We start from the raw sequence: 15969 nt of genomic DNA, 5'->3' as shown, positions 1-15969 counted from the left end.
TGAATGCGGCGGCGGAAAGCAAATCACCCCGCGTACGTGGGGTTCCTCTCAATCCGGGGGCCGCACCCAAAATTATTTGTAGATCTTCTCGTAGAAGCGCTGATACTCTTCCACATCCTTGCTTTGCAGCAGCAGGGGCAGGTTATCAATACCAATAATGATGGTTTGGTAACCCGCGCCGCGCAATTTGCTCAGCGGCGACTGAGGGCCGCGCAGCTTCAGGGCGTAGCTCTGCGCCACTTTGGCGCCCGGCAAGGATTGTACCACCACCAAGTCCAGATTGTCGCCCAGCACCACCTGCTGCACCTGCAGATTGTTGGCCCGGTAGAAGCGGCCATTGTAGGTACCTAGCTGCGCGGGCAGGGTTTGCACCGGCGCTGCTCCTTTTGGGAAAGCCAGCACCACCGCGTGGCCGGCCGCCAGGTTGGTAGCGTAGGCCGTGGCTGGCTTAACCGGCTCGGAAGCCGGAGCCGTCGGGTTGGTTGGAGCCGGAGTGGTAGTAGCCGGAGTGGTAGTAGCTGCCGGGGTAACGGGGGCGGGCGTTTCGGTTGGAGCCTTAGCTGGCGTTTTGGCCGCCGGCGCGCCTTTCTTCGCGGGAGCTTTGGCCGGTGGCGTGGGCAGCGTGGTTACGGGCGCTGCTGTGGCCGGTGCAACGGGCTGCGGCACCGTAGGCGCGGGCAGCGGCAGGCTGGCGGGCGTTTCGTCGGCCCCGTAGAAAATGCGCAGACGGTTATCTACCTCCCCGGGCCGGAACATCGACACGGATGGCTTATCGGTGGAGGCCAGGGCCCCGGCAATCTGCCCTTCCTCGTAGCGCTTATAGCTGCTGAGCAGCTCCCGGGCCTGCAAGCTCAGGGGGCTTTCCGGGTAGTCTTTGCGGAACTTCTCCACGGCCGCTTTTGCCGCTGCCGGCGGCTGAGTCCGGATGATGAGGAGCATGTTCAGGTAGTCCACCCGGTCGTTCAGGTCATTTACCGGGTTTTTCTTCTTCGCCCGGTTCAGGACGGCCGTAGCCTTCTTGAACTCCTGCTTTTTGTAGAAGGCAAACGCCGAATCGAGCTGAACCGCTACCTGCTCGTTGGCAATGGAAGCCCGCCGCAGATACTCCGGGTCGGCCACTAGGCGGGCATACGACGAGTTCGGGAACTCCTGGCGCAGCCGCTGGGCGTAAGCTTCCGCTTTGGGGTCGTTCAGCTCCTTATAAATCAGGTAGAGGCTGTAAAATACCTCGGGCGAGTGGCTGCTCTGCGGAAAGCGGGCCACCAGCTTCTCGTAGGTTTCGGCGGCCCGGGCCGGCTCCTTCAGCTGCTGGCTGTAAATGCCGCCCAGGGCAAACAGGGCTTCCTCCACCAGTTTCTGCGAAGCCTGCATCTGCGCTTCGGTCAAGGGTAAGTTCTGCCGGTATTGCTTCACCAGCTGCTGGGCCTGCACCGCCGGATCCACGGCGGCGGGCAGCGTCGCGCCCGAGGCCGGGTTTACCGTCGTGCTGCTCGAGCCGGCAATACTCACCGGCACGTTGCCGCCCTGGGCCGTCGTCGGCGACGAAGAGGCCTGGCTGCTGATGCGCCAGTTGTCCTGTAGCTGCCGGTCGCCCCACTTCCGGATAAAGTCCGATTTGGCCGTGCTCAAGGCCGTCGGGTTGTCAAAGTAAAAGAGGGCGCCCGTGGCACCATTGGCCAGGGCCAGCGGGTCAATATCCGGGTCGCCGGGGCGCAGGGCGCTGGCATTGCCGTTGGTGGCCTGCCGCTCGCGCCGCGCGGCCAGCTCCTGCTGGGCCGCCTTTCGCTCGGCCTCGGCTTTGCGGGCCGCCAGCTCCGCGTTGGCAAAGCTCAGCAGCTGGGTGCGCAGGGCCGCCGAGTCCAGGCGGGCCAGGGTTTGCAGGCTGTCCTGGGTTTCGATGGTGGTAATCTGCTTGGCAAACTCCTTGAGCACCTCACTGCGCTCGGCCGTCGCGGCGTATTCCGGTGCTTCCCGGGCCAGGTTCTGCACGGTGCTGTCGTAGTAGGCCGCGGCCAGGCGGTATTTCTGCAGATTTTCGTAGTAGATGCGCCCGGCCAGCAAGTAGGTATAGGCTTTCTGGGCCCGGTTGGTGCTGTTGGCCCGGGCCGCCTTACGCAGCAGCGGCAGCGCGGCTTCGTAGCGCTGCTGCCGGTACTCCAGGCGCGCCATTTCGTAGTATATCTTGTCGGTATACTCCTTATTCTTGGTGTCCTTCAGCAGCTTGGCGAAGTACTTGTCGAGCCGGGCCCGGTCGGTGGCGTTCAGGTCCGAGACTTCGCCCAGCATCAGCTTCGAGAAGAAATCCAGCTCGTAAGGCGGGTTCTTCTTCAGAATCTTGTTGAGCTGCGCGTAGGCCTCCTTGTCCTGCCCGTTGGCCTGGTAGAGCTGAGCCAGGATGTAGCGCGTGCGCGACTGTTCATTCTTGGGCGAGATATACGGAATGGCCTTTTCCAGATTCAGAATGGCCTGCTGCTGGTCGCCGGTCAGCAAAAAGTACTCGGCCCGGGTCAGAAACAGCTCCCGGGCGTTCTGCTCGGCGCCCGTCTCCTTGTCCAGAATGTCGGATACGGCCGCCGCGCTTTCGTATTCCTTCAGCGCCAAGAAGGTGCGCATCAGCCAGATCAGGGCCTCGTGCTTGGTGTTGAGGTCCTTGGCCGTGGTGTTGACGTACTTAAAGGTCTTGCCCGCGTCTTCGTACTCCTTTTTATAATAGCGCGCCTTGCCGATCAGCAGGTAGCTGTCGTCGGTCCAGTCGCTACCCGGGCGGTGCTGAATCGGAATCGACGCCTTCTTAATGATGTCGTCCAGGTCGGCCGTGACGCGGCCGACTGTGGCGTCGTCCAGGGTCGGGAACAGCGGCAGCACCCGGTTGTAGTCGTTCAGGCGGGCCTTGTACAGGGTTTCCTCGACCGCGCGCAGCTTTTCGCGGGCCAGAAAGAAGCCGTTGTCACGGGCCACGATGTTCTCATAGGCATGGCCCACCACGGACTTACGTTCCGAGGAGCAGGCCCCGACGCCGAGCAGCACGGGCAGCAGGGCAGCAGAAGCGGAAAGCAGGCGGAAAAGCGGATACTTCGTCAAAGCAGAGAGTAGGGTCGGGGCCACGGATTGCAGATTGAAACGCGCATTCCCAGCTGATTCGTTCGTTCAGCAAAATGGCGCTCCTTCCCTACAACGCAGCAGGTTGGGTAAAATTACGGTTTTTCCGTAGCCGCCACCCTTTGCCTGCGTATCTGGCAACCATAGGCGCTGTCAGTGCCCGGAAAATCAATACTTTCGCACCCCCAAACCTGCTCCCCTCATGGCCGCTACCCCTTCTTTGCCCCCAGATCCCAACGAGTCGGACCGGCTGCGGGCCTTTGCCAAGTACTCCGGCCTGGGCTTTCAGATGCTGGCTATTATAGGAGTCTGCGCCTGGGGCGGGGTCAAGCTCGACGAATACGTCCACAACGACAAGCCCTGGTACACCATCGGCCTGATGGTCTTCGGCCTGATTGCCGCCACCTACCAGGTTATCCGCTCCCTTTCCCGCAACGACTAATTACCGTACAGTGCTTTTTCTTCGCAACTTTTTGATTTTCTGCGTCGTCCTCTGGGCCATTATCTACGGCCTGCACCTGCAGTTCGGTGCGGCCGTGGTTCACCCCTTGGCCTACTACGTCTTCGGCTTCTTCGCCGTGCTCACCGCCATTACCTATTGGCTCACGGCTCTGCTGCTCAAAGCCAACCCCGACGGCTTCATGGTCGCCTTTTTCGGGGGCATGGTCGTGCGCCTGCTCTTGTCGGTAGCCCTGGTGATGATCTACCTCTATAAAGGGGGCGCCAAAGAGGGCCACGGCACCTGGACGTTCCTCGGGAGCTTCTTCCTCCTGTATTTCTTGTTTGCCGGGTTTGAAATCTGGAGCATCCTGAGTAACTTGCGCCCGTTTTCAAAACCGGGTGAAAGCCCATTGTGAAGGTTTTGTGAGCACCACCCTAACCCTCTTTGAATGAAGCGTTTACTGATAGCTCTCTTTTGCATTCTTTCGCTTCCCGTGTTTGCCAACGAACCCACCGCAACACAGGCCGAAGCAACCGACAAGGAGGCCTTCAGCCCCGGGGAGATGATTCTGCACCACATCGGGGACGCGCACGAATGGCATTTCGCCACCCTCGGCGACGAAGAACACGGCACGCACCTCACCATTCCGCTGCCCGTTATTGCCTACCAGCCCGCCAAAGGCCTGAGCGTTTTCTCGTCCTCGAAGCTGGCCCACGGCGAAGCCTACAACGGCCTGAAGCTGGAGCACGAGCACCTCGTAGCCGAAGACGGCGGCAAGGTATACGATTTTTCGATTACCAAAAACGTAGCCTCGCTGCTGCTGAGCGCCGCTATTCTGCTGCTCGTGTTTACGGCCGTCGCCCGTGGCTACCGCAAAAACCACGGCGGTGCTCCCCGCGGCATTCAGTCGTTCTTCGAGCCCCTGGTGGTTTTCATCCGCGACGAAGTAGCCAAGAAGTCCATCGGTCCGAAGTATGAGCGCTACATGCCCTACCTGCTGACCATCTTCTTCTTTATCTGGTTCAACAACCTGCTGGGCCTGATGCCCGGTGCCGCCAACCTCACCGGCAACATCGCCGTGACGATGACCCTGGCCCTGCTGACCCTGATTATCACCCTGGCCAGTTCCAACTCCAACTACTGGCACCACATCTTCGCGACGCCCGGCGTACCGAAGCCCCTGCTGATCATTATGATTCCAGTGGAACTCATCGGCGTGGTGGTAAAGCCCTTCTCCCTGATGATTCGACTGTTTGCCAACATCACGGCCGGTCACATCGTGGTGCTGAGCTTCATCAGCCTGATCTTCATCTTCGAAAGCATCTTCATCAGCCCCGTGACCCTGGCCTTCGGCCTGTTCATTAACATCCTGGAGCTGCTGGTTGCCATTCTGCAGGCCTACATCTTCACCCTGCTGACCGCCATGTACATCGGTGGCGCGGTAGAAGAGCACCACGATGCCGACTACCAGATGGGCGGCGGCGACGGTGCCGATGAAGCCCACGTAGCGGGCGCTGCTCACTAAGTTTTCCTCACCCTGATTTTTTCGTTTTTCACTTCTCTCTAATTTCTGTTTTATGCTTCTTTCTCTGTTGTTGCAGGTTGCGAATTCTGTTGGTCTGGCTGTAATGGGTGCCGGTATCGGTGCTGGCCTGGTTGCTCTGGGCGTAGGCCTGGGTATCGGCCGTATCGGCGGTAGCGCCATGGAGGCCATCGGCCGCCAGCCAGAAGCTTCCGGCAAAATTCAAACGGCTATGCTGATTGTAGCGGCTCTGATCGAAGGTCTGGGTCTGTTCGCAGTAGTAGTTTGCTTGCTGATTTCGTTCAACCTCTAGAGCTAGGGGCAATGCTAAGCAGCCCGCTGCGCATCGCTTCGGCGCACGGCGCGGCGGGCTGACTTGGCTTTTTTGGGTTGCTGGAAAGGCGCGTAAGCCGCCTTTCTTCTCCTCGATACTCCCACTTTCTACTCTGAGTATATGGAATTGATAACCCCCAATATTGGTCTGATTTTCTGGCAGCTGGTGATTTTCCTCATCGTGCTGTTCCTGCTGGCCAAATTTGCTTGGAAACCCATTCTTGGCTCCCTCAAAGAGCGCGAGGATTCGATTGAAAGCGCCCTGCGCATGGCCGACCAGGCCAAGCTGGAAATGCAGCAGCTCAAAGCCGGTAACGAAAAACTCATCGCCGAAGCCCGTATGGAGCGCGACAAGATGATGCAGGAAGCCACCCAAATGGCCAACCAGCTCATCGAGCAGGCGAAGAACAAAGCTACCGAGGAAGGCAGCCGCATGATCATGCAGGCCCGCGAAGCCATCCAGAACGAGAAACACGCTGCGCTGACCGAGGTGAAAAACACGGCCGCCAAGCTTTCCATCGACATTGCTGAGCGCATCCTGCGCCGCGAGCTGACTGATTCCAGCTCCCAGCAGCAACTGGTGGACTCGTACCTGAAGGATGTAAAGTTGAATTAGTAGTGAGTACTCGGTGCTAATTCGGCTGGTGTGCATCACCTTGCGTTTCGGTACCAACTACCAGCTACTCAATACTAATAACAATGTCTGAACAACGAGTTGCCTCCCGCTACGCCAAGTCCTTGCTGGATTTGGCCGAGGAGCGTGGAACGCTGGAGCAAGTAAAGCTCGACATGGACCTGTTCCGCAAAGCGCTGGAGCAGAACCGTGACCTGCGCCTGCTACTGCGCAATCCCATCGTGAAATCCGATAAGAAGCTGGCGATTCTGCGGGCTATTTTCGGCGGCAAAGTGTCGGAAATCACGGAGAAGTTTTTCTCCATCGTGACCCAGCACAAGCGCGAAAGTGCCCTGGAATGGGTAGCCACCGAGTTTCAGTCGCAATACGACGCGCTGCGCGGCATGCAGGTAGCCCAGGTTACCACGGCTGCCCCGCTGGCCCCCGAGCTGCGCGAGCAGCTCAATACGATTGTTCGCCAACAGTCGGGCCTGCAGAACGTTACGCTCCAGGAATCGGTTGATGAGTCGCTGATCGGTGGCTTCATCCTGCGCGTCGGCGACCGTCAGCTCGACGAGTCGGTGCGCAACAGCTTGCGCAAGCTGCGCAATTCTTTTAAAGAGAACCCCTACCAACACCATATTAATTAACAACATGGCAGACGTGCGTCCGGATGAAGTATCCGCCATTCTGCGGGAACAGTTGTCGAACTTCAAAACCGAAGCCGAACTCGAAGAGGTTGGTACGGTTCTGCAGGTTGGCGACGGTGTAGCCCGCATCTACGGGCTGGGCAATGCCCAGTCGGGGGAATTGATTGAATTTGAAAACGGCCTGCAAGCGCTGGTTCTCAACCTGGAAGAAGACAACGTAGGGGCCGTAATGCTCGGCGACTACAGCGAAATTCGGGAAGGGGCTACCGTAAAGCGGACCAATAAGATTGCTTCTATCCAGGTTGGCGACGGTATCATCGGCCGGGTAGTAAACACGCTCGGTCAGCCCATCGACGGCCGCGGCCCGATTGCCGGCGAAACCTACGATATGCCCCTGGAGCGTAAGGCTCCCGGTGTAATCTACCGTCAGCCCGTAAACGAGCCCATGCAGACCGGTATCAAGGCTATCGACGCCATGATTCCAATTGGCCGGGGTCAGCGGGAGCTCATCATCGGCGACCGTCAGACGGGTAAGTCGACGGTTGCGCTTGATGCCATCCTGAACCAGCGCGAGTTCTTTGAGCGTGGGGAGCCGGTTTTCTGCATCTACGTGGCCGTAGGTCAGAAGGCTTCGACCGTAGCCCAGGTAGTAAACGCCCTGCAGCGCGGTGGCGCCATGGACTACACCGTGGTAGTAGCCGCTTCGGCTTCCGACCCGGCTCCGATGCAGTTCTTCGCGCCCTTCACCGGTGCCGCCATCGGCGAGTTCTTCCGCGACACGGGCCGTCCGGCCCTGGTGGTCTACGACGACTTGTCGAAGCAGGCTGTTGCGTACCGCGAAGTGTCGCTGCTGCTGCGTCGTCCTCCCGGACGTGAAGCCTACCCCGGCGACGTATTCTACCTGCACAGCCGCCTGTTGGAGCGCGCCGCGAAGATCAACGCTTCGGACGTTATTGCCGCCGACATGAACGACTTGCCCGAAAGCATCCGTCACCTGGTGAAAGGTGGTGGCTCGCTGACGGCTCTGCCCATCATCGAGACCCAGGCGGGCGACGTTTCGGCCTATATCCCGACCAACGTAATTTCGATTACGGACGGCCAGATCTTCCTCGAAACCAACCTCTTCAACTCGGGTGTGCGTCCCGCCATTAACGTGGGTATCTCGGTATCGCGCGTAGGTGGTAACGCCCAGATCAAGTCGATGAAGAAGGTAGCCGGTACGCTGAAGCTCGACCAGGCTCAGTTCCGCGAGCTGGAAGCCTTCGCCAAGTTCGGCTCCGACCTCGACGCCTCGACCAAGCTCACGATTGAGCGGGGCCGTCGTAACCTGGAAATCCTGAAGCAGCCCCAGTTCTCGCCCGTCAAGGTGGAAGATCAGGTGGCCATCATCTATGCCGCTACCAACGGCCTGCTCGACCAAGTGCCCGTCAACAAGGTGCGGGAGTTCGAAACCGAGTTCCGTCAGGTGATGCAGTCGCGCCACCCCGAGGAGCTGAAGGCCCTGAAGGCTGGTAAGTTGGACGACAACATTACCAACGCCATCCGTCAGGTAGCCAAAGACCTGTCGGCGGTATACGCTTCTAAGTAATTGATTGATTGCTGGTTGTTGATTGTTAAATATTCCGTGCCATAAGCCGGTTCGTTCAACAATCAACAATCAGCAACTAACAATCAACAATCAACAACCGAATGGCTAGCTTAAAAGAAGTCCGCAACCGCATTGTATCGGTGCAAAGCACGCAGCAGATCACCAAAGCCATGAAAATGGTGGCGGCGGCCAAGCTGCGGCGGGCGCAGGATAACATCCTGCGCATGCGCCCCTACGCCCAGCGGCTCAACAGCATTCTGAGCAACCTCACCAGCCTGGCCGGTGACGACGTGGTGAGCGAGTACGGCGTGCAGCGCGAAGTGCGCCGCGTGCTGATCATCGCCATTACGTCGGACCGCGGTCTGGCAGGCGCCTTCAACAGCAACATCTTCAAGGGGGTGAATGCCCTGATTGCGGAGCGTTACGCTGCGCAGGCGGCGGCCGGCAACATCACGGTGCTGGCCATCGGCAAGCGGGCCCACGAGTACTTCACGAAGCGCGGCCCGGTGCTGGGTAACTACAACCACGTATTCGGTCAACTGTCGTTTGATACGGTGCGCGTGGCGGCCGAGCAGGCGATGGAAGGCTTCCGCACGGGGCAGTTCGACGAGGTGACGATGGTCTACAACGAGTTCAAGAACGTGGCGACGCAAATCGTGCGGGCTGAGCAGCTGCTGCCACTGGTAGCCGCTGAGGCTCCCGCCGCTGCCGCCGCTACCTCGAACGTGGACTACATCTTCGAGCCCTCGAAAGAGGAAATCGTGCAGACCCTGATTCCGCAGTCGCTGAAGGTGCAGCTCTATAAGGCCGTACTGGAAAGCAACGCTTCGGAGCACGGCGCCCGTATGACGGCCATGGACAAGGCTACCGACAACGCCGGTGAGCTGCTCAAGTCGCTCAAGCTGACTTACAACCGTACGCGTCAGGCGGCCATTACCACCGAGATTCTCGAAATCGTGGGTGGGGCCGAAGCCCTGGCGGCCAGCCGCGGCTAAGGAAACGCTGAAAGAATCTATAAAAGGCCCGCTTCCGGAAGGAGGCGGGCCTTTTTTCGTGGCTGGCCCGGTCGTGTGCCTCACCCCGACCCTCTCCCGAGGAGAGGAAGCCTGATGGCGCGTACGGACGAAAGCCGCAGCATCTCAGCTGCAACTTTCGTGTTTCTACCAGCTCCATACTTCAGTAGCAGTTGCGGAGGCGCAAGCTGACGTAGCTGCGTAGAACAATGTCGTCAGGCTCCCTCTCCTCAGGAGAGGGTCGGGGTGAGGATGATGCCCGCCGAACAGAAACCCGGGCTGCCTTCGTGCTTCAGCTTCGACGTCTGATTAGTACTCCGGCCTCAGCCCGCGAGATTTCCTGGGCTCCGCCCGAAGCGCAGAAGGCCCGGAACGACGTTTCTTTCGGCTTCCGGTCCCCACCGCTTAGCTCCCCGAACTCAGTTCGGCCAGCAGGGCTACCTCGGCCCGCAGGGCGGCCACGCGGGCGGCCAGCAGCAGACGGTCGGCGGCAGCCTGGGTGGGGTCGGGCTCGTCGCGGGCCAGGTCGGTGGCCAGCTCGCCCAGCCAACGGGCGTAGCGGGCCGTTTCGGCGGGCTCGGTGGGGAAGGGGGCCGTCTGGAGCTGGGCTACGCCCCGGCGGCGGCGGGCCAGCAGCACGGCGCGGCTTTGTTGCTGGGCCAGGCGCTGCCCATACTGCAGCAGCTGCTGGCGGGCGTCGCGCAGCCGCTGGCGCAGGGGCTCGGGGGCGGGCGTAGTAGCGCCGCTCAGCTCGGTGGCCGCCAGCAGCGCGTCGGGGGCGGGCAGGGGCGCCAGCGTGTCGTAGATGGCCGACTCGGGGGGCTCGGGCGGTGCCGGCGGGCCCTGGCCCAGGGGCGGAGGCAGCAGGCGGCTGAGCACGGTCAGGCGCGGGGCCAGGGCCGCCGGCAAGCCTTTGCGGCCGGTTTCGAGGTGGCTTACAAAGCCGGCCGACACGCCCAAGTAGCTGGCCAATTGGCGCACCGAAAGCCCGAAATGGGCCCGCACGGCCGTTATGATGTTGACTTCCGAATCGGTGGAAAAGGTTGACATGCGCGTGAAAAAGTAGTCTAGGGGCTATGTGAGGCTTTTTAGGAGCAGAATAGTATGGTATACAAAGAAGTAGTAGTTTCAATTACTGTATACTTCAGCAGGTATACGAATACCACTTCTTTCGTCTATAGGTATACCCTCGTTGGTATACTCTTATATGATTTTACCCTACACGTATACAAAAGTGTTTAGTTACCTTTCCCCTCAACCTTCTGCTTATGGACTCGCGCGTTCTAAAATTTTCCCCGCTGCCCTATGCCCGCTTAGGCGGCGCGCTGTATCTGGTCATCATCCTGTGCGGGCTGTTTGCCGAAGGCTTGGTGATGAGCAAGCTGGTGGGGGCCGATGCGGCAGCTACTGCCCGTAACATCTTGGCCGCACCGCTGCTGTGGCGCGTCGGGGTAGCGGCCAACGTGCTGGTGGTGCTGTGCGCGCTGCCCCTGCTCTGGATTGAGTACCTGCTGTTACGGCCCGTGAGCCCGCGCCTGGTGCTGCTGGCCCTGATCCTGAATCTGGCGTCGTTGGCGGTGGAGGCCGTCAGCAAAGTATTTATGCTGGTGGTTGAGCCCCTGCTAAGCAACGCCGGCTACCAGGCCGCTTTTAGCGCCCCGCAGCTGACCGCGCTGGCCAGCCTGGCGCTACGGCTCCACGATATTTCCTTCAACGTTGCGCTGGTGTTCTTTGGCTTTACCTGCGTGCTGAACGGCTACCTGCTGTTCCGGTCGGGCTACTTTCCCCGGCTGTTGGGCGTGCTGATGCAGGTAGCGGGCGGGTGCTACCTGGTGGCGTGCACGGCGGCGCTGTTTGCCCCGGCCCTGGCCCAGAAGCTGCTGCCGGGCATATTGCTGCCCTGCCTGCTCGGCGAGCTGTCGATGGCCCTGTGGCTGCTGATAAAGGGTGTGGACCGCGCCCAGTGGCAGGCCCGGGCGGGCGAGGCTGCCTGACGTTATCCGCACCAGCAACCAGCGGCGGTCTGTCAGCTACTCACTACCTTACGTACTACATTATTACGCTTGGTCCAGCTCAACTATTTCATCTTCTACCCGTGAAAACATCCTTACTACTGGTTGTTGGTTTGCTGGTCTCCTGCCCGGGCTTTTCTCAAAGCTTCGCCATCACCGGCCTGCTACCTGCCCGCAATGCCCCGGCCCCTATGTCAGCCGACCTGAACGTGACTTTTTCGCAGCCCTTGAGTGCGGCCAGTACCGGCGCGGTGCGGGTGTTCGGTAGCCAGCGGCACGGGCGGCTGCCCGGCCAAGCCCTGGTGACAGGCAATACCCTCGTATTTAACCCCCTCTCCGGCTTTATGCCGGGCGAGCTGATATCCGCCACCATCACAACCGCCGCGCAAAGCAGCACTGGCACGGCGCTGGCTACGCCTCAGGTGTTTCAGTTCCGGGCGGCCGCTGTGGGCGGAACGGGGATGTTTCCGAGCGGCAACGAGTTCAATGCGGCATCTCTGGCTACCGTATTTGAGATGGCCGTTGCCGACCTGGATGGCGACGGGGACCTGGACGTGGTGACCCCTAGTAGCGAAACACGGGTAGTTGTAAGAAAGAACGATGGCCGCGGTGGCTTTCCAGTAACGAACGCCACGGTTGCTGAAGTAGGGTATAAGCCAATTAGCGTCATCCTGGCTGATGTTGATAGTGACGGAGATGTAGATATGCTGGCCGTTAACTCCGAGAGCCTCCTGCCGAATCAGCAGAGCACAACGGTCACTGTGCGGCTGAACGACGGCAATGGCGCCTTTGCGGCCCCGACAATAGCCGCCAATGGGATTGTGACCGTGCAGGCCCGGCCTACCGCTCTGGCTGCTGCCGACGTGGATGCCGATGGGGACTTGGATCTGGTCGTGGCGACGGCCGGCAGCTATGCCGGTGGTACCGGCCGGGTGAGCATCCGTTTGAATAACGGCGCGGGGGTATTCGGTGGCAATACGGAAGTAACGGTAGCAAAACCATGCAACGGCCTGGCAGTAGCCGACATCGATAATGATGGGGATGTGGACTTGCTTAGCGCTGACTATGACAGCAATACCCTGAGCGTGCGTAAAAACGACGGTACCGGGCAGTTTTCGGGTACCGGGAGCATTAGCATCATTGCCGGTGGCACCGGCGTGTGGAGCACCCGTGACATTAAAATGGGCGACCTGGACGGCGACGGCGACCTGGACGTGATAATCAGAAATAAGCAGGGGGAGTCAGTCGATATCTTCCTGAACGATGGGCAAGGAAATTTCAGCAGTGGCCAGCGGATCTACTCGCAGGGAACGGCCTGTTTGGGATTAAGTGACCTGGATGGGGACGGTGACCTCGATATTCTGACCCAATACGGGCAAGATGGCACGTCCAGCGCCATCAGCACCTATTTCAACAACGGCCAGGGACGGTTCACCACCAACGTCACCAGAAAGGTGACGGGTAGTATCTACACCCTGTCGACCGGCGACCTGGACGGGGACGGGGACCTGGACTGTGTCACGTTGGCATTCACATCAGTGACGGGAGTAGGCCTCGGGGTCTTTTTCAACGATGGCACCGGCCCCTTGCTGCCCACCGCCAAGCCCACCCACGCGCCGCGGCTCGCGGTGTATCCCAACCCCGCCCAGGGTGAAGCCCGACTGCGGGTGGCCCGGGGCACGCGGGAGGTTGCGGTACTGAATGCCATGGGCCAGCGCCTGCGCGTGGTAGCCATGGCCGCAACCGAAACGGAAGTGCTGCTGCCCTTGAGCGGTTTGTCGGCGGGCGTGTACACCGTGCAGGCCGGTGCGGCGGCCGGGCGGCTGGTCATTCAATAGGGGCAACACAGCCGGAACCAAAAACCGCCGCACGAGCCGACACCCCGCTACCAGCGGCCCGGCTGCGTTTCAGAGCTTCATGTAGTTGCGCTTCGCCCTTTCCTTGCTCGGCTTGGGCACGGGTGAGTGTTGCGCCAGCAGCTCGCGCACCTGCTCCGGGGTAATTTCCGTGAAGTCTTTAATGACCCGTAGCGGGGCTTGGAAGTCGCGGGCTTTGAGGGAGGAAAGCACGGCAATGCAGCGCATGCGCGCTTTGTAAGCGGCCTGCTCGCCCAGAACGGCATCCTCGAACACCACGCACCGCTCGGGCGGTACGCCCAGCTTGTGGGCCGCTGCCGTGAAGGTATCGGCGTGGGGCTTGCCCTTGTCCACGTCGTCCTTGCCCACCACCACATCGAAGTACTGGCGCAGGTCGAGGTGGTCGATGATGTAGCCGATGGTTTCGGGGGCCGAGCCCGTGCCCAGGCCCAGCCGGAACCCGGCGGCGCGGGCGGCCCGCAGAAATACCGAGAGGCCGGGCGTTTGGCGGCGCTTATCCCAGTAGAGCACCCGGTAGAGAAACTCGCGCTGGGCGGCATACTCTTCGAGCTGCTTTTTCGGGACGGGGCCGGTGAACACCGTCTTCAGAATGTTGGTGGCCGGCATGCCGTTCAGGCGCTTGAGCAGCTGGCGGGCGTTGGTGGTCAGGCCCAGGTCGCGGAAGAGCAGCTGAAAGGCTTTGGCCTGGTAGGGCGTGTTGTCGATCAGCACGCCGTCCATGTCGAAGATGAGGGCGTAGGGCAGAGGGGAGGAGGGCATAGTTGGTGGGGGAAAATAACATTGAACCTCATGCCGAGCAGGTGGCGCCTCAAGCCAGGGATGAAGCAGCTCGCTCGGCTGACGTTGTGCTGCCATTACATTCGCATTGCCCGCCAGATGCTTCGGCTGCGCCTCTGCCTGACGTGCTGTAAAAGCAACTACAAACTACGGCGGCGCGGCTATTTTGGCCGGCGGCACCATGATTCCGGGCGCTGGCTGTTACCTTTGCGGCCGCTGTTGGCTATCCGGTGCGTAAAAGCCGGGCCGGCAGCGGCCTAACCGCGTTACTGATTTGAAAAAGAGCCTGTTCCTATTGTGGGCCGCTGCCCTGGCAGTGCCCGCTTTTGCCCAGAAAAAAGCCAAGCCGCTGGAGCGGCCCAAGCTGGTGGTGGGCATCGTCGTCGACCAGATGCGCTACGACTACCTGTACCGCTACTGGAACAAGTACGGCACCGATGGTTTCCGCCGCCTGCTGGGCGAAGGGTTCAGCTTCGAGAACACGCACTACAACTACGTGCCGACCTACACCGGGCCCGGCCACGCCAGCATCTATACCGGCACCACGCCCTCCATGCACGGCATCGTGGGCAACAACTGGTTTGAGCGCGAAACCGGCAAGGGCACCTACGTCACCGAGGATAAAACAGTGCAGCCGGTGGGCGGCTCCCTGGAGGCGGGGCAGATGTCGCCGCGCCACATGCTGACCACCACCATCACCGACGAGCTGCGCCTGGCCACCAACTTCCAGAGCAAGGTAATTGGCGTCTGCATCAAAGACCGGGGCTCGATCCTGCCGGCCGGGCACGCGGCCAACGCCGCCTACTGGTACGACGGCACCAACGGGGCTTTCATTAGCAGCACCTTCTACCAGAACGCGCTGCCCGCCTGGGTCACGCAGTTCAACAGCCAGCAGCGGGCCGCCCAGTACCTCGACCAGCCCTGGGAAACCCTGCTGCCCATCGGCCAATACACCGAAAGCTCCCCCGACGACGTGGCCTGGGAGTCGGCGTTCCGGGGCGAAGACAAGCCCGTGTTTCCGCACGATTTGCCCAAGCTGAGCGCCCTGGCCCCCAAGGCCGTGCAGGGCGCGCTGAAGGCCGAAGGGGAGAAGGCCCCGGTGGCCACGCCCCGCAACCTGGATCTGATTCGCTCCACGCCCTTCGGCAACTCTCTCACCCTGGACTTTGCCCTCGAAGCCGTGCGCGCCGAGCAGCTGGGCCAGCGCGGCCAAACCGACTTCCTGGCCCTGAGCTTTTCCTCGACCGACTACGTGGGGCACCAGTTCGGCACCACGGCCATCGAAACCGAGGACACCTACCTGCGCCTCGACCGGGAAATTGCCCGCCTGCTGACCTACCTCGACAAAAACGTGGGCAAGGGCCAGATGCTGGTGTTCCTCTCGGCCGACCACGCCGCGGCCCAGTCGCCGAACTTTATGCTGGAGCACCACCTGCCCGCCGGCTCGGTGGGGCCGCGCCTGATGCGCGACTCGATTCAGCAGGCGCTGGTGCGCCGCCACGGGGCCGGCAACTGGGTGCTGAGCTACGAAAACCAGCAGGTGTACCTCAACCGCCCCCTCATTGCCCAGAAGCAGCTCGACCTGCGCAAGGTGCAGGACGAAGTGGTGGACATTGCCACCACGCTGGCGGGCGTGACCCGCGCCCTCACGGCCGACGACTTGCAGAAGTCGCACTGGGAAAGCGGCATGCTGATGTACCTGGAAAACGGCTACTTCCCCAAGCGCAGCGGCGACGTGATGGTGGTGCTGGAGCCGGGCTGGCTCGAATCGTACTCCTACCCGGTCAATAAAGGCACCACCCACGGCTCGCTGAACAACTACGACACCCACGTGCCGCTGCTGTTCTGGGGCTGGCACGTGAAGCGCGGCGAGTCGAGCGTATCGGCCAAAATCACGGATATTGCGGCGACGATGGCCCGCCTGCTGCACATTCAGGAGCCCAACGGCTGCACCGGCACGCCCCTGCTCGAAGTTCTTAAATAGCCGGTTTTTCGTTGTTGGTTTTTGGTTTTTGGAACAGACACGTCTTTTGTCTGAACCCC

The 15969-nt window shown here is 60.9% G+C and carries 14 protein-coding genes; 11 read left to right on the top strand and 3 right to left on the bottom strand.

The genetic code is table 11. The features are described from left to right. Positions 1–72 precede the first annotated feature (72 nt). Complete coding sequence (porW, locus tag E5K00_RS20740) at positions 73–3081, bottom strand: type IX secretion system periplasmic lipoprotein PorW/SprE (protein ID WP_135465226.1); 3009 nt, start codon at positions 3079–3081, stop codon at positions 73–75. A gap of 238 nt (positions 3082–3319) precedes the next feature. On the opposite strand from porW, the gene E5K00_RS20735 reads away from it, so the two are divergent. The 8 genes from E5K00_RS20735 (at position 3320) to atpG (ending at position 9242) form a co-directional block, all read left to right on the top strand. Further along, positions 3320–3541, top strand: a complete 222-nt coding sequence (locus E5K00_RS20735) for an AtpZ/AtpI family protein (protein ID WP_167856979.1) — start codon at positions 3320–3322, stop codon at positions 3539–3541. A gap of 31 nt (positions 3542–3572) precedes the next feature. Continuing rightward, entirely contained in the window at positions 3573–3956 is a 384-nt protein-coding gene (locus E5K00_RS20730) for a hypothetical protein (RefSeq protein WP_167856978.1), read from the top strand. Positions 3957–3989: 33 nt separating this feature from the next. Then, positions 3990–5066: a F0F1 ATP synthase subunit A gene (gene atpB, locus E5K00_RS20725; RefSeq protein WP_135465223.1), complete on the top strand. Its 1077-nt coding sequence runs from the start codon at positions 3990–3992 to the stop codon at positions 5064–5066. A 52-nt stretch (positions 5067–5118) separates the two neighbouring features. Then, positions 5119–5376, top strand: a complete 258-nt coding sequence (atpE, locus tag E5K00_RS20720; RefSeq protein WP_100338570.1) for an ATP synthase F0 subunit C — start codon at positions 5119–5121, stop codon at positions 5374–5376. 141 nt (positions 5377–5517) lie between these two features. Next, the gene (locus E5K00_RS20715; protein ID WP_135465222.1) at positions 5518–6012 is read left to right on the top strand and encodes a F0F1 ATP synthase subunit B; all 495 of its coding nucleotides are present in this window, start codon (positions 5518–5520) and stop codon (positions 6010–6012) included. A gap of 83 nt (positions 6013–6095) precedes the next feature. Beyond that, a complete protein-coding gene (atpH, locus tag E5K00_RS20710) occupies positions 6096–6659 on the top strand; it encodes an ATP synthase F1 subunit delta (protein WP_135465221.1) in 564 nt (187 codons plus the stop codon). A 4-nt stretch (positions 6660–6663) separates the two neighbouring features. Beyond that, the gene (atpA, locus tag E5K00_RS20705) at positions 6664–8247 is read left to right on the top strand and encodes a F0F1 ATP synthase subunit alpha (RefSeq protein ID WP_135465220.1); all 1584 of its coding nucleotides are present in this window, start codon (positions 6664–6666) and stop codon (positions 8245–8247) included. A 101-nt stretch (positions 8248–8348) separates the two neighbouring features. After that, a complete protein-coding gene (atpG, locus tag E5K00_RS20700) occupies positions 8349–9242 on the top strand; it encodes an ATP synthase F1 subunit gamma (RefSeq protein WP_135465219.1) in 894 nt (297 codons plus the stop codon). A gap of 423 nt (positions 9243–9665) precedes the next feature. Here the strand turns inward: atpG and E5K00_RS20695 are convergent, their stop codons facing one another. Then, positions 9666–10310 (bottom strand): helix-turn-helix domain-containing protein, encoded by a 645-nt coding sequence (locus E5K00_RS20695; RefSeq protein WP_135465218.1) that lies wholly within the window; start codon positions 10308–10310, stop codon positions 9666–9668. Positions 10311–10528: 218 nt separating this feature from the next. On the opposite strand from E5K00_RS20695, the gene E5K00_RS20690 reads away from it, so the two are divergent. Together E5K00_RS20690 and E5K00_RS20685 are read left to right on the top strand one after the other, a co-directional pair. Beyond that, complete coding sequence (locus E5K00_RS20690; protein ID WP_135465217.1) at positions 10529–11254, top strand: DUF4386 domain-containing protein; 726 nt, start codon at positions 10529–10531, stop codon at positions 11252–11254. A 101-nt stretch (positions 11255–11355) separates the two neighbouring features. Then, positions 11356–13110, top strand: a complete 1755-nt coding sequence (locus tag E5K00_RS20685; protein ID WP_135465216.1) for an FG-GAP-like repeat-containing protein — start codon at positions 11356–11358, stop codon at positions 13108–13110. 69 nt (positions 13111–13179) lie between these two features. Here the strand turns inward: E5K00_RS20685 and E5K00_RS20680 are convergent, their stop codons facing one another. Continuing rightward, positions 13180–13908, bottom strand: a complete 729-nt coding sequence (locus tag E5K00_RS20680; protein WP_167856977.1) for an HAD family hydrolase — start codon at positions 13906–13908, stop codon at positions 13180–13182. 292 nt (positions 13909–14200) lie between these two features. On the opposite strand from E5K00_RS20680, the gene pafA reads away from it, so the two are divergent. Beyond that, positions 14201–15910, top strand: coding sequence for an alkaline phosphatase PafA (pafA, locus tag E5K00_RS20675; protein ID WP_135465214.1), 1710 nt, complete (start codon positions 14201–14203; stop codon positions 15908–15910). Positions 15911–15969 lie beyond the last annotated feature (59 nt).

Source organism: Hymenobacter aquaticus (assembly GCF_004765605.1).
In the GTDB taxonomy this organism is placed as follows: Bacteria; Bacteroidota; Bacteroidia; order Cytophagales; family Hymenobacteraceae; genus Hymenobacter; species Hymenobacter aquaticus.
Note: the sequence above shows the minus strand (reverse complement) of the source record. Positions and strands in the feature narration are given on the sequence as shown.

What these genes read in the sequence shown, in the direction of transcription:
- atpB (WP_135465223.1), top strand. Translation starts at nt 3,990, where the DNA reads ATGAAGCGTTTACTGATAGCTCTCTTTTGCATTCTTTCGCTTCCCGTG.
- atpE (WP_100338570.1), top strand. Translation starts at nt 5,119, where the DNA reads ATGCTTCTTTCTCTGTTGTTGCAGGTTGCGAATTCTGTTGGTCTGGCT.
- E5K00_RS20715 (WP_135465222.1), top strand. Translation starts at nt 5,518, where the DNA reads ATGGAATTGATAACCCCCAATATTGGTCTGATTTTCTGGCAGCTGGTG.
- atpH (WP_135465221.1), top strand. Translation starts at nt 6,096, where the DNA reads ATGTCTGAACAACGAGTTGCCTCCCGCTACGCCAAGTCCTTGCTGGAT.
- atpA (WP_135465220.1), top strand. Translation starts at nt 6,664, where the DNA reads ATGGCAGACGTGCGTCCGGATGAAGTATCCGCCATTCTGCGGGAACAG.
- atpG (WP_135465219.1), top strand. Translation starts at nt 8,349, where the DNA reads ATGGCTAGCTTAAAAGAAGTCCGCAACCGCATTGTATCGGTGCAAAGC.
- E5K00_RS20695 (WP_135465218.1), bottom strand. Translation starts at nt 10,310, where the DNA reads ATGTCAACCTTTTCCACCGATTCGGAAGTCAACATCATAACGGCCGTG.
- E5K00_RS20690 (WP_135465217.1), top strand. Translation starts at nt 10,529, where the DNA reads ATGGACTCGCGCGTTCTAAAATTTTCCCCGCTGCCCTATGCCCGCTTA.
- E5K00_RS20680 (WP_167856977.1), bottom strand. Translation starts at nt 13,908, where the DNA reads ATGCCCTCCTCCCCTCTGCCCTACGCCCTCATCTTCGACATGGACGGC.